Source organism: Wolbachia endosymbiont of Tribolium confusum (assembly GCF_020405475.1).
GTDB lineage: Bacteria > Pseudomonadota > Alphaproteobacteria > Rickettsiales > Anaplasmataceae > Wolbachia.
This window is the reverse complement of the sequence record NZ_JAIZNT010000003.1, coordinates 82988-95980: the sequence shown is the minus strand read 5'-3', so window position 1 is coordinate 95980 and position 12993 is coordinate 82988. Positions and strand designations below refer to the sequence as shown.

The 12993-nt window shown below is 34.8% G+C and carries 10 protein-coding genes, 1 tRNA gene and 2 pseudogenes; 5 read left to right on the top strand and 8 right to left on the bottom strand.

Annotation, left to right across the window (positions count from 1 at the left end; translation table 11 throughout):
* Positions 1-424 precede the first annotated feature (424 nt).
* The 5 genes from LEM02_RS02990 to rpmE form a co-directional block, all read right to left on the bottom strand.
* Complete coding sequence (locus LEM02_RS02990; protein WP_226079652.1) at positions 425-1312, bottom strand: aspartate carbamoyltransferase catalytic subunit; 888 nt, start codon at positions 1310-1312, stop codon at positions 425-427.
* A gap of 80 nt (positions 1313-1392) precedes the next feature.
* Positions 1393-2409, bottom strand: coding sequence for an extracellular solute-binding protein (locus tag LEM02_RS02985; RefSeq protein WP_226079651.1), 1017 nt, complete (start codon positions 2407-2409; stop codon positions 1393-1395).
* 89 nt (positions 2410-2498) lie between these two features.
* Positions 2499-4088, bottom strand: coding sequence for a hypothetical protein (locus LEM02_RS02980; RefSeq protein ID WP_226079650.1), 1590 nt, complete (start codon positions 4086-4088; stop codon positions 2499-2501).
* Positions 4089-4179: 91 nt separating this feature from the next.
* Positions 4180-4974, bottom strand: a complete 795-nt coding sequence (locus tag LEM02_RS02975; protein WP_226079649.1) for an NAD kinase — start codon at positions 4972-4974, stop codon at positions 4180-4182.
* Between the two features lie 21 nt (positions 4975-4995).
* The gene (gene rpmE / locus LEM02_RS02970) at positions 4996-5208 is read right to left on the bottom strand and encodes a 50S ribosomal protein L31 (RefSeq protein ID WP_226079648.1); all 213 of its coding nucleotides are present in this window, start codon (positions 5206-5208) and stop codon (positions 4996-4998) included.
* A 125-nt stretch (positions 5209-5333) separates the two neighbouring features.
* Between rpmE and fabD the strand changes: the two genes are divergently transcribed.
* Complete coding sequence (fabD, locus tag LEM02_RS02965) at positions 5334-6293, top strand: ACP S-malonyltransferase (RefSeq protein WP_226079694.1); 960 nt, start codon at positions 5334-5336, stop codon at positions 6291-6293.
* Positions 6294-6626: 333 nt separating this feature from the next.
* On the opposite strand, the gene gpmI is transcribed toward fabD, so the two are convergent.
* Positions 6627-8123, bottom strand: coding sequence for a 2,3-bisphosphoglycerate-independent phosphoglycerate mutase (gpmI, locus tag LEM02_RS02960; RefSeq protein ID WP_226079647.1), 1497 nt, complete (start codon positions 8121-8123; stop codon positions 6627-6629).
* 195 nt (positions 8124-8318) lie between these two features.
* Here gpmI and LEM02_RS02955 point away from each other — a divergent pair, with 195 nt between their 5' ends.
* Positions 8319-8975 carry a leucine-rich repeat domain-containing protein gene (locus LEM02_RS02955; protein ID WP_226079646.1) on the top strand — a complete coding sequence of 219 codons (657 nt, stop codon included), beginning with the start codon at positions 8319-8321 and terminating at the stop codon, positions 8973-8975.
* 87 nt (positions 8976-9062) lie between these two features.
* Here the strand turns inward: LEM02_RS02955 and LEM02_RS02950 are convergent.
* Positions 9063-9134 (bottom strand) — tRNA-Asn (locus LEM02_RS02950).
* Positions 9135-9629: 495 nt separating this feature from the next.
* Here LEM02_RS02950 and LEM02_RS02945 point away from each other — a divergent pair.
* The 3 genes and pseudogenes from LEM02_RS02945 to LEM02_RS02935 form a co-directional block, all read left to right on the top strand.
* A pseudogene (locus LEM02_RS02945) lies at positions 9630-10283 on the top strand (transposase); the annotation flags it as partial.
* 66 nt (positions 10284-10349) lie between these two features.
* Positions 10350-11582, top strand: coding sequence for an IS256 family transposase (locus LEM02_RS02940; RefSeq protein ID WP_226079221.1), 1233 nt, complete (start codon positions 10350-10352; stop codon positions 11580-11582).
* 48 nt (positions 11583-11630) lie between these two features.
* Positions 11631-11789: pseudogene (locus LEM02_RS02935) on the top strand (transposase); the annotation flags it as partial.
* Here the strand turns inward: LEM02_RS02935 and LEM02_RS02930 are convergent.
* Positions 11784-12803, bottom strand: a complete 1020-nt coding sequence (locus LEM02_RS02930) for an ankyrin repeat domain-containing protein (protein ID WP_226079645.1) — start codon at positions 12801-12803, stop codon at positions 11784-11786. The pseudogene LEM02_RS02935 and the gene LEM02_RS02930 overlap by 6 nt on opposite strands.
* Positions 12804-12993 lie beyond the last annotated feature (190 nt).

Here is a 12993-nt window from a genome sequence, read left to right as displayed (position 1 = left end):
AAACAATGTCATCCCAGTGCTCCGACACTGGGATCCATTTTCTATCATCATTAGAAACGTTATATTTTAGCATAACTTTTAACTCACAAATTTAACTGGATGCCAGTGCTGGCTACTTTTATGACATCTATCATTTTATATTTATAGTATTTTTTGCAAATAAATGTTCTTAATTGTAAATAAATGCAAAAAATTACTTGACACATTTGGTAGTTTGATTCTTCTTAGTAAGAATGAGGGCATTTTAGACTCGAAGTTCACCTTATTCAAGTCTGCAGGCTTTTCAACTAATCTCTCAATAAAAAAATATAGCACAGTCTACTTTAGTGCATACTTAATTTCTATCATGAGGTGTGTTATATTTTTCTAAATCGTTTTTTATAGGAGGATCATTATGTCTAAAATTCCTTAAAATTAATTAAAGTTAAACATTAATTAAATAGTGCAGTACTGCCTTACGCGTTGCTAATCCAAACTTTACTTGCTGTAAAATAACACAATCTGCTATATCATTGCTAATTTCGATACCTCTATTTATTGGTCCTGGGTGCATAACAATTGCATCGGGTTTTGCGTACGATAGTTTTTGTGCATCAAGTCCATACAAATAAAAATATTCTTTTTCTGAAGAACTATTATTCATGCGTTCTTTTTGCAATCTTAAAAGCATAATTACGTCAGCATCCTTTATACCTTCAGTTAATGAATAATGAAGTGAATCTACTTCAGAAAAATGCTTACAAATCAAAGTTGGTGGAGCAACCAAGCTTATTTTTGCTCCAAACATTTTTAGCAATCTTATATTTGATCTTGCAACTCTACTGTGCAAAATATCTCCACATATCACAACTTTGAGGTTTTTTATTTGCTTTTTATGATTGATAATTACAAGATAATCTGCAAGAGCTTGAGTTGGGTGTTCACTGCTTCCATCGCCTGCGTTGATTAGCGAGCAGTTGACATGCTTTGCCAATGTATTAATAATACCACTACTTTTATGCCTGATTATCATATAGTCAGGATTCATTGCATTTAGTGTTTTTATCATATCTTTTAGATCTTCCCCTTTGTTAATAGAAGAAGATTTTATTGGTAAAGTTATAACATTTGCTCCAAGGCTTTTTGCTGCTATTTCAAAAGATGCGAGCGTGCGTGTTGAATCTTCAAAGAATAGGTTTATGACTATTTTATTTTTCAGAACATGACTATTTTCAACTTTTTCTTCAAGGTATTGGTTGGCTAATTTAGTTATATTTTCTACATCACCGATCGTGAGGTCTGAGATATTTAATAAATTCCTTCTCTTGTCCATAGCTCCTTTTTTGAGCTTATTCTACTTTCTTAATTTCAATTACACAACTGTAAAGTAAAGTAGAAGGAAGCTATAAAATTTTATTTCCACTTATATTCATCTGCTATCATAACAGCCTCAAAGAGATGCTTCTCAAGCTCACTTATAGGCAGAGTACTTTGTAGGTAATTTCCCCAAGATTTTAACACATCAGAAGTTTCAATACCTTCAACAATGGGATATTCTTGATTTTTTTTAGCATATAGCTCTTGAGCCTGTTTGCTTACAAAAAACTCCAATAAAGCTATGGCATTTTCTCTGTGTTTTGCGTTTTTTGTTACTGCTGCACCACTAATATTCACCATTACACCATCATTAGGAAAGAAAGCTTCTAACTTTTCTGTGATATTCTTTTTATTTTCTGATGAAAGGATTCTTGCAAAGTAGTAGCTATTTACTATTGCAACATTGCCTTCACCAGCGGCTACAGCATAAATTTGATCTGTGTCACCACCGCTTGGTTTTCTTGCCATGTTGCTTACAATTCCACTCACCCATTCTTTTGTTTTTTCAAAACCATTTTTTGCAATCATAAAAGCGATCAATGATCGGTTATATGGACTTGTGGAAGAGCGTACTAATATTTTCCCTTTCCATTTTTCATTCGCTAAATCTTCATAGGTACTTAATTCCTTAGGATCTACTGATTCTTTATTGTAAACCAATATTCTAGCTCTTTTTGTGAGACCAAACCAATAATCTTCATTATCTCTAAATTTTGCAGGTATGGCATTTTTTAGAGTTTCTGAATCCACTCGAGATAAGAGCCCTCTTTTTTTGGCTAAAATCAAATTCACCGCATCTGCAGTTAAAAACAAATCAGCTTCACCACCATTTTCCATGCGTGAAAGCAATTGAGAATAATCGTCAATGATATAACGTACCTTGATACCGGTATTTTTTGTAAATTCATCAAATAAACTATGTACTAATTCTTCTTTACGTGATGAATAAACGTTTACTACTTGTGAATCATCAATTCCGCTATTTTTATATAAAAAATTAACGACTATCAATATAGCTGCTACTAAAGGTATAAATACTAAAACTTTTTTCATAAACAAACCCCTTTAGCTTAAGGTACTCAAATAGCGAGGCCTTAGCAAGTATAAAAATTCCAATCAATGGACATTGTAGGAGATTTATTTCATCCATCTATACTATAGATAGCATCCTTATAATTGTGAGATTGAACTACAACCTGCTCAAGCGTTAAACTGCTGCGTTTAGCGTCTTTACTATGATTTTCTCCAAGAACATTTGTTCTTTCTCGTTTTATTTCCTCAATGAATTTCCCATTAACATTTTTAGGATCAATCGTTTCTTCAGAATATACAAGATTAGTGCAATTTGTTTTTCTATAGTAATGCACGCCAAGACATACAGCTAGTAATGCAAATATACCTAAGCCTATAAGTGGTAATAATCTTATATTATTGGTCAAAGGGTTTTGGTAAAATTTTTGTATATTATTAACACCACCTTCTGCATAAAGCAATAAAGGGAGCGCTATATTTGCAGCAACTACACCAGTTAATAATGCAGTAAATAGTGGCCTATTATTAATTACGGACTCTATTTTATTAGTTTTACTGATTACTTTTTCATCAATATTGACGAAGCCTTTTTTAGATTCCCAAGCATTAAATACAAAATTTGAATGAGTGCCATTGCTATATTCCAGCCTTACAGACTTTATAACTTTATCTTCTGGCTGGTGTCTCAAAACATTGTCTAAAACTTCATCTGCATTTTTTTCTTGAGTTTGATATTCTTTGGTATTTACAAACTGTTTTATTCCAAGCAGCATTGGGCTAATTGCAAACAATGAAGCAACTGCAATAATCGGTACGACGGTATAGAGTGGACTGTTTGTAAAGAACGTAATAAATTTTGCCTTATCTTGTAAATATACTAAAGCTGTAGATGTGCCAAGCACGATAGCGGCCGCACCAAAAATTACAACGCCTTTCTGCTGTATGGCATATTGCGCTCTTGGCAAGACTCTGTTTATTTTTTTGTTCTTTAAAATTATATCGCTGTCCATATCAGATTTACTATTTGAAATTAAAGGCTGTTCAGAGCCATCTGTCTTATATGATGGCGGAAAACTTGAAGATGTATTTCTACTTAATCCTCTTTTTAACCATGATGTTGTTTTATCGAGATCAAGATCGTCAGGGTTATCAAATACTGTTTCTTGTGAAACTGATCTGCTTAGAGTTGGATGTTGACTATCTGTTTGATTATCAGGACTCTTTTTGGGAATTTTTTTACTTTTATCTATAACTGCATAAGCAGGTTTTTCTGGTTTACTGTCAGCTGATCCGTTTAAAGTAGATAAATTCAACTTTGCATAAGGAGATTCTTCTAATGGATTACTAAGCGAATCTTTTGAAGATAATATTTCTGATACATAAGCATGAGTTGGCTCATCTTCTCCTTGAGAAGAAGAGGTTCGTGGTACTATAGTATCAGGTGAATTTCTATCTAGTAAAGCTTGATGTTTTGGCGGAACAGGAGGGGGTGTTTCATCAAGTTGTGAAACTTGATTAGTTGGTAGAATAGGTGATGGCTTATTCGAGGTAGCTTCTTCTGCTTCTTCAAATGGATTTGTGTTTTTGCCATCTTGTTTTGGAGTACTTGTTCTGGGAGCTGGTGTTGGTGAAGTTGCTTTACTATTTTCACTCACTGCTGTATGAGAAAGCAGTGTGACGTTTTGTTCATTCCCAGGCATATTTGCTCCAAAATTAATTACAATGTTACATTAATTACTCTGTATTTACTAAGATATGGTAAATACTAATTTAAAGATAAATATGAAGAGTTTAGTATAAAAATTGCTTATCAAAAATCCTCTCGTCTAATGAGCAATCTTTATCAAAAAGCAGAGTGACTGTGTTTTCGTGATCTTTCTGCATTTTTATCTGCGATATATCAGGAAATTCCTTGTAATCTGATACTACAAGTGCTGGACGATTTTCCACGTCGTTGATATCAATTTGCACTATTGTATCATTTGAGATCAGCGCCCCATTCCAATGCCTTGGGTAGTAACTATTTATGGAAGTAAGTGCAAATAAATTTGAATTAAGTGGTAATATTGGCCCACCGGCAGAGAAGTTATATGCAGTGCTACCTGTGGGAGTAGACAATATTATGCCATCCCCTCTGAATTTTTCTACTTTTAGCTTATCATTAATGGTAATATTCATCTCTACTATTTGATTTGCATTTCTGAAGACATACACTTCATTTACTGCGATGTAATGGTGTTTTTTGCCACTTATGTCTGTGGCTTCCATTTTTAGTAAAGTTAACTGAGTCGGAACTGCATGTTCTATATGATTAATTAGATCTTCATCGCGGCTACAGCATTTATTCATCAAAAATCCGACATTACCGGTATTTATTCCATACACATGTATACCTTTATTTCCTATAACGTATTTGTGCAGGGTGCGTAGCATAAAACCATCGCCGCCAACAACTATCAGCAGATCAATTTCAGGATTACTTGCTTCTGCTATATTGATAAAATTAAGCTCCTGTAGTAGTTTAGATACTTCTTGAGACTTGGGTAGCGAAGAAGCAATGTAGCCTACATTTTTATATTTATACATGTTAAATAAAGAGGGGAGGAACTAAAAAAGACTCCCGTATTTATCATTAAACTTAGCTATCTTACTATCCTTCTCTCCTGAACCGCTTGTCAAGCTTCCAGTCCATGCAGGGTGAGTAAGAGGATCTCTATCAAGTTTTATTCTTTGACCTTCTTTTCCATAAGTGGAATAGGTTTCAAACTCTTGACCACCTGTCATAACTATAGTAACTTTGTGATAATCGATTTCTGCCATTGTTCTTACAAATTTCTTACCAGCTAAGATTTTAGTGAATCTGGTTCATTTGGTCAATCATTATTGTGAAATATTGACAAAAAATAAATAAAGTAGTATTCTCAATGAAGAATGAAAAATTTTTTATGATTTTTGCTTTTCCTGGTCAGGGCTCTCAATTTGTAGGAATGGGAAAGAGCTTATATGATGAATTTTCAGTTGCAAGGAACGTATTTGATGAAGTAGATGACATATTGGGTAGAAAGTTGTCTCATTTGATTTTCAATGGCCCTATTGAGAAATTAACCATCACGGAAAACGCTCAGCCAGCTATAATGGCAGTGTCAATTGCAACGCTACGTGTTATGAAGCACGTATTTGGTAAATCTCTTTACAATGTTCAATATGTTTGTGGGCATTCAGTTGGTGAGTATACAGCGCTATGTGCTGCAGAGGCATTGACGCTTGAGTCTGCAGTCAAATTGCTAAAAGTTCGTAGCGAAGCAATGCATGAAGCTTCACTAAAATGCAAAGGTGGAATGTTTGCTCTACTTGGAGCAGAAATAAGTGAAGTAGAAGGTATATTAAAATCAGCTCAAATTGATTGTGAAATTGCAAATGATAATGGTGGTGGGCAGGTAGTGGTGAGTGGTACTGCAGAGGCTCTTGAGGTCTTACCTGATTTATTCAAAAACTCAAGTGTCAAGAAAATGATAAAATTACAAGTTAGTGGGCCTTTTCATTCATCTTTTATGAAACCTGCTGATGAAAAACTTCTGGAATTTTTAAAAAGCATCAACATAACTCGCCCTTCGATTCCTTTTGTGTCAAATGTTGCAGCTAAAGAGGAAAGTGATCCAGAAATTATAAGAGCTTTGCTCGCTGAGCAAGTTGTAAGCAGAGTGAGGTGGAGAGAGATGGTTTTACATATGATAAACCGTGGCACTAATAAATTTGTTGAAATTGGGCCTAACAAAGTTCTATCTAATCTAGTTAAGAGGATTGACCAATCTATCAGTGTGAAAAATATAGATAGTATTGGTGATATTAATAGCTTCTTTGATGAATCATTAGTACTAACAGCGAAAAATTTAAAAGTGAGTTAGACTGTATCTATTTGGTATTACCCAAGTAGTATGGTATGGATATTAAGTCGCTTCTTTGTTGTCATTCCAGCGCGTGACGCTGGAATCCATTATACTCCGTAAATTTAACTGGATGCCAGTGTCTGGGCACTGGCATGACACCTATTTCTTTCTGGTGCTTCCTTTCTTGTCATTTAAGTAGCCTTTATCTTATCATTTCAGTGCTTGATACTGGTTTTTCATGATCATAAAAACATCGATTACTTTTATACTCATAAATTTAACTGGATCCCAGTACTGGGATGACATCGGCGGTTGATGTACTATTTCCTTGCAATGCAGAAAGCCTATTTATTACACAATCAACGAACTACCTGTCATTTCATTTGGCTTTTTGAGTCCAAGTAGCTGTAAAATAGTAGGAGCAATATCAGATAATCTTCCATCTCTTAGTTTTAAATTGTCATAAGATATAATGAATGGAACTTTATTTAGAGTGTGTGCTGTGTGAGGTGTGTTATTTTCTTCATCGAACATACATTCCACATTACCATGGTCTGCTGTAATAATGAGTGCGGTGTTACCAACTTCTTCAGCAGCACTCAGCACTTTTGCAAGGCAATCGTCTACAGCAAGTACTGCTTTCTCAGCTGCTTTTATATCACCTGTGTGTCCTACCATATCAGGATTAGCGTAGTTTACAACTATCAGTGCAAATTCCTGAGAATGAATTTTTTTCACAAGCTTTTCTGTGAGCTCAAAGGCTGACATTTTAGGCTGCAAATCATAAGTTTTAACTTTTGGTGAAGGGATGAGTATTCTTTCTTCGCCAGGAAAAGGTTCTTCTCTTCCGCAATTGAAGAAGAAAGTCACATGAGCATATTTCTCAGTTTCGGCGATGCGTAGTTGCCGTAATTTATTATCTTCTATTATCTGTCCTAGAGTATTAGCAAAAGACTCAGGAGAAAAAATGTAAGGAATATGAAGATCTTCTTTATATTTCATCATACTTAAAATTGAAGAGAATTTTATGACTTCATTATAGTCTGCTTTACCAAGTAAAATACTTGCCAATTGTATCATTCGATCAGCACGAAAGTTAGCTAATAGCAATCCATCTTCTGGTTTTATACCTTGATAATCGCCTATTACTGCGGGCCTGATAAATTCATCGGTTATATTGTTTTGATAATTTTCATCAATAAACGATACTGCATCATCATAACGAGGCGCCTTTGCAAATGCGATGGCTTCATAAGCTTCAATTGTTCTTTCCCACCTATTATCACGGTCCATAGCATAATAACGCCCAGAGACAGTGGCGATTCTTATATCATTTTCCTTTATGCTTTCTGTAAATTCTTGAATGCATCTTTTCCCTGAATTTGACAGTGTGTCTCTGCCATCTAAAAATGCGTGTATTACAACTTTGATTCTATACTGTGATATTTTATTTGCTAAAATCGAAATATGCTTTTGATGCGAATGAACACCGCCATCTGATATCAATCCCATTATATGGCATATGCCATTCTTACTTTTTAGATCATTAATAAAATTCTGTAGATTTGCATTATTTTCTATCGTTTCGATTTCTTGATTAATACGCTGAAGGCTTTGCATCACCACTCTACCACTGCCAATATTCATATGGCCAACTTCTGAATTGCCTATTTGGCCTTCTGGTAATCCAACATCAGTTCCACAGGCAGATAAACTGCACTTTGGATAATGAGAGCTAATATATTGCCAACAGGGTGGGTTTGCATTGCTAATAGCGTTGTATTTACTATTTTCTATTCCATTACCCCAGCCATCTAGTATACATAAAACGACTGATTTAAAGTTCATATAAAAGTTAACATCGAAACCCTCAATGGTACCAAAAACAAACTCTTCTCACAACTTTTGTGTTAAAATAAGAGATAGAAAAAGCTGCTTGGAGGCAATGGTATATGAAGTTTTTCATAAAATATTTTATTAAAGTGATTGACAGTTGCTGAAGTGTTTACTAAAACACTTGCATAGCTTTAATAGTGAGGTTAAATGAGCTCTAGCCAATATATAAAAGGTAATACTTTAGCAACATCAGGCGCTATAGTTAATACAAACAAGTTCGTAAACTTTTTAAAAAATAACACACACATTACAAAGCTTATTTTACGATGTTCAAAAATTAATTATGAGGTTATAAAAGAATTAGCTCAGCTTTCTCATCTTACTTCACTTGATCTAAGTTGCTGTTGTATTGGTACAGAAGGTGTGAAGATTTTAGCAAGCGGTAATCTTATAAATCTTACTTCGCTTGATTTAGGAGGAAACGGAATCGATGATGAGGGTGTAGAGGCTTTAGCAAGTGGAAATCTTACAAGTCTTACTGAGCTTAAATTATATGATAATAAAATTGGCGATAGAGGTGCGAAAGCTTTAGCAAGTGGAAATCTTACAAATCTTATTACACTTAAAGTATATGATAACAGCATTAATTACAGAGGTGCACAGACTTTGGCGAGTGGAATTTTGATACGTCTTACTTCACTTATTTTTAATTATTGCAGTATTGATAACACGTTGCCTGAAAATGTCCTGCCTTCATTAAAAAAGAGATGTAATAAAAGAAAAATAGGAGAGGAGCCGGATAGCAAGCTAAGTGAGGTACAGACGTCTTTGCATTTTGACAGTAAAGGCTTTAAAGCTATATAACTTCACAGATTTTGTCTGTTTAAGAGACAGAGAAAAGGTAGTGAATTCTGGGCTAAAAGTGGAATGTACAGATTGTATAAAATAGTGCTCCCCGGGCCGGATTCGAACCAGCGACCAATTGGTTAACAGCCAACTGCTCTACCACTGAGCTACCGAGGAATAAACTGTTTTCAACTTATCATATTGAACGTAGATTGTAAACGATTTTTATGTAGACTTTAAACCCAACTGATCATGTTCTGCTAGCTTTCCCTTAGTTGTAGCACTGTTATACTTATTTTTAGAGTAAAAAATTCAGTTTGGCGGCGGCTCTTTTAATTTTTCTGTGTTCAGCCAAATCACGCTTGTTATCACATACAGCTGGCTACTTGGAGGTTTATTTGTCTTTTTTTAGTTGGCAATTTTTTTAATATTTATAGCTAAAGTAATTTAAGAGATCAATTTCAAGTAATCCTTCTCCTGTTATCCCAGTACTTGTGATACTGGTACTCAGAAAAATTAATTTCCACTATATAAAATATTGATAAAAAGCTAGATTTCAGTGTCGTGCTCTGAAGTGACAGGTCAAATAGCTGAGCTGAAATTCCCTACTATAGCCCTTCCCATAATAGTCCAAAAAGAGTAAGATATGGATTTATAGTAGTGAAGGTAAGGATGCCAGTAGCATATAGTTATGACTTAAGGAAAAGGGTAATGGAAGCGTTGGATGAAGGAGAGAGTGGAGCCCAAGAGATTTAAGATCGGAAAAACAACTTTATATGAGTGGAAGAAAAGACGTGAGAAAACGGGAGATTTTCAGTCAAAAAAGCCTAGAAGCATGGCATAAAATTACCGACTGGAATGCATTTGCCGAATTTGCAAATGAGCAAGGTGGCAAAACTCAGTCAGAGATGATTGGGGCAATATTAGTAGACAAACAATTCATCGAGCACTTAAAAATATAGGATTCACAAGAAAAAAAAGACCTATGGATACAAAGAAAGAAATGAGGAAAAGCGATCTCAATTTGCAAAGGTTATAGCGACAAAAGAACTTAAAGAATTAGTGTATATAGATGAGTCTGGCATTGATAGCAGTGAACTTATGGATATTGTCAGAAGGGAAAGCGGTTTTATGCTCTAAAATCTGGTAAGAAAACTCAACGAATCAGTATGATTGCAGCCTTAAGTGGAAGAAAGGTAGTTAACCTTTGAAGGCCACTGCAATATGGATATCTTTAATAAATGGTTTGAGCAGTTTCTGACACCGATTTTGAAACCTGGACAAACTGTTATCCTTGATAATGCTACTTTTCATAAGTCTAGGGAGTGTTAAATAAACTGTGTCAAACCAAGAAATAAAAATATAATTGATATAAAAAAATGGAGGTTTGACATGAGTCAAGTAAACAGAACTACCGGTTTGGTAGACTATAAAGAACTGGAAGCAAATATTCTATCATCGATAAGAGAAGGAAGGCCGCTGACGGGAAGAGATGGAGCATTAACACCGTTTATAAAAAGGTTGCTAGAGGCAAGTCTGGAAGGTGAAATAGAAAGCCACATGTCAGCTAAAAGTGAAGAAAATAACCGAAGAAATGGGAGAAACGCAAAAACTTTACGCACGAGTGGAGGCTCATTTGAGTTGTTAACACCTAGAGACAGGGAAGGAAGCTTTGAACCCCAAATAGTTAGAAAAAGACAAACAAGCCTACATCCAGAACTTGAAGCAAAGGTCTTAAGCACATTTGCCAGTGGCATGGGATACAGAGATATAGCGTCACATATTGAGGAAATTTACGATCACAAAATATCGGCGGCAGAGATATCAAGTATTACTGACAAACTGCTACCAGTAATCAACGAATGGCGTAGTCGTCCGCTGCAGTCTGTATATCCGATAGTTTTCATGGACGGAATATTTTTTAAAGTCAAGGAGGACGGGCATTGTGTAAGTAAATGTATGTATAATATATTAGGTATAGATCAAAATGGCAGAAAAGAAGTATTAGGTTTTTATTTAGCTGAAAGTGAAGGAGCTAACTTCTGGTTGGGAGTACTAAATGATCTCAAAGAGAGAGGAGTGGAAGATATTCTAATTGCATGTGTAGATGGGCTAAAAAGCTTTCCTGCAGCAATAAACGGTGTGTTCCCTAATGCAGAAGTGCAGATGTGTATAGTGCATCAGATACGTAACTCACTGAAGTATGTAGCTAGTAAAGATGCAAAGAGTTTTTTGAGTGATTTAAAGAAGGTATATCAAGCTTCAAGTAAGGAAATTGCCGAGAATTATCTGTTGGAATTAGATGAAAAATGGGGCACAAAGTACCCTATGGTTATAAAATCTTGGCAGAATAATTGGGAAAACCTATCTGGTTATTTTAAGTATTCCGATCCAGTTAGGAGGATAATCTATACTACTAATCCCATAGAGGGGCTACATAGGCAAATTAGGAAATTCACCAAAACCAAGGGCTCATTTACCAACACAAACGCCTTGTACAAACAGGTATATTGTGCTATAAAAAAAGTAGAGCAAAAATGGGTAATGGCTTTGCCTAATTGGGCATTAACTATATCTCAGCTCGATATTTTCTTTCCCAACAGATTGAAAATTCAGTTGAGCTAAAAATGTGGTTTGACACAGTTTATTTAACACTCCCTAAGTCTAATAAGATTTGCTAAAGGAGTTGGTGCAGAAATTTTATATCTGCCTCCGTATTCTCCAGATTTTAACAAAATTGAGCATAATTGGTTTGCTATAAAAAACAGAATCAGGAAAAACATTCCTCTATTCACATCTTTTCGTCATGCTGTCGATTCTTCCTTCTTATGACCTTTTTGGACTATTATGGGAAGGGCTATATGAAGCAGTGAGAACACTTGTTTCATGTACATTTGTCAAGACTGCCTCATCAATTTTAATACTAGGCTTCAACAACATATATGTAGCACCACCAACTACCAGTGCTGCTGCTGTGACTGCAACCACTGCTATAATTATAGGTATTGCAATTGCTTCAGTTGCAAGAAGTGCCGCTGCTATAACAGTACCTAATAATGCAGTTGTTCCACCGGCAATAATCACATTTTTAGTTACTTGCTGTATTTTCTCTTTTTCTTTCAGAGATTCCTTTATTCTATCATCTAATGAAGCTTCTACTTCTTTATTGTAATTTTGAATAGCGCAACCTAAAGGAATGTACCCGTTTTTATTGACTGCATCAACATTTGCACCACTTTCTTTGAGAATTTTTATCAGCTCTACCTGATTCTCTTGAGTAGCTAAACCTAAAGGAGTGTTTCCGTTTTTATTGACTGCATCAACATTTGCACCATTTTTTATAAGAGTTTTTGCCACTTCTACATGGTTAAAGCAAGCAGCACAATGTAAAGGAGTGTCTTCACTTTCACTTTCATTTTTTACATTGACATTTGCACCATTTTCTATGAAAACCTTTGCTAGTTTTATATTACCAAGTTTAGCAGCCAAAAGTAAAGGAGTCGATCCATCACTACCTATTACATCAACCTTTGCATTTTTTTCTATGAGGGCTTTTGCCAGATGCTCACAATCTATGTAAGTAGCGAGATGTAATAGCCCATATCTAACAGGTAAAAACTCCGCGGCAAATGTAACAAAAGCAACTTCCTCATTGCTATTATTATAATCACTATTAATGCGAAACAAATAATCTATATTAAAATTATCTTTCTCCCACCTGTTATAATCCTTTGGAAATTCTCTTAATTTCTCTTGTATTTTTTCAATTACGCTATCTTTACTTAAATCTTTGTTACCATTGACTGTGCTCAATACTCTTTTCCATTTTGCAAATTTTATCGTCATGATTTTACCTCTACCATCAAAGATGTTTAACTATTATGTATTGTACTAAATAGTCAATATTTATTGTGAACAAGCTATATATAACAATTGCAATTGTTAGTAGTAAAGATGCTATAAGAGAGAACTTTCCTATTATTATTGACATCTCTTGGTGAGCACAACGTTCATACTTAATGCGTTATCGTAGGAA

Coding starts and splice junctions, on each gene's coding strand:
- LEM02_RS02990 (WP_226079652.1), bottom strand. CDS start 1,312: ATGGACAAGAGAAGGAATTTATTAAATATCTCAGACCTCACGATCGGT.
- LEM02_RS02985 (WP_226079651.1), bottom strand. CDS start 2,409: ATGAAAAAAGTTTTAGTATTTATACCTTTAGTAGCAGCTATATTGATA.
- LEM02_RS02980 (WP_226079650.1), bottom strand. CDS start 4,088: ATGCCTGGGAATGAACAAAACGTCACACTGCTTTCTCATACAGCAGTG.
- LEM02_RS02975 (WP_226079649.1), bottom strand. CDS start 4,974: ATGTATAAATATAAAAATGTAGGCTACATTGCTTCTTCGCTACCCAAG.
- rpmE (WP_226079648.1), bottom strand. CDS start 5,208: ATGGCAGAAATCGATTATCACAAAGTTACTATAGTTATGACAGGTGGT.
- fabD (WP_226079694.1), top strand. CDS start 5,334: ATGATTTTTGCTTTTCCTGGTCAGGGCTCTCAATTTGTAGGAATGGGA.
- gpmI (WP_226079647.1), bottom strand. CDS start 8,123: ATGAACTTTAAATCAGTCGTTTTATGTATACTAGATGGCTGGGGTAAT.
- LEM02_RS02955 (WP_226079646.1), top strand. CDS start 8,319: ATGAGCTCTAGCCAATATATAAAAGGTAATACTTTAGCAACATCAGGC.
- LEM02_RS02940 (WP_226079221.1), top strand. CDS start 10,350: ATGAGTCAAGTAAACAGAACTACCGGTTTGGTAGACTATAAAGAACTG.
- LEM02_RS02930 (WP_226079645.1), bottom strand. CDS start 12,803: ATGACGATAAAATTTGCAAAATGGAAAAGAGTATTGAGCACAGTCAAT.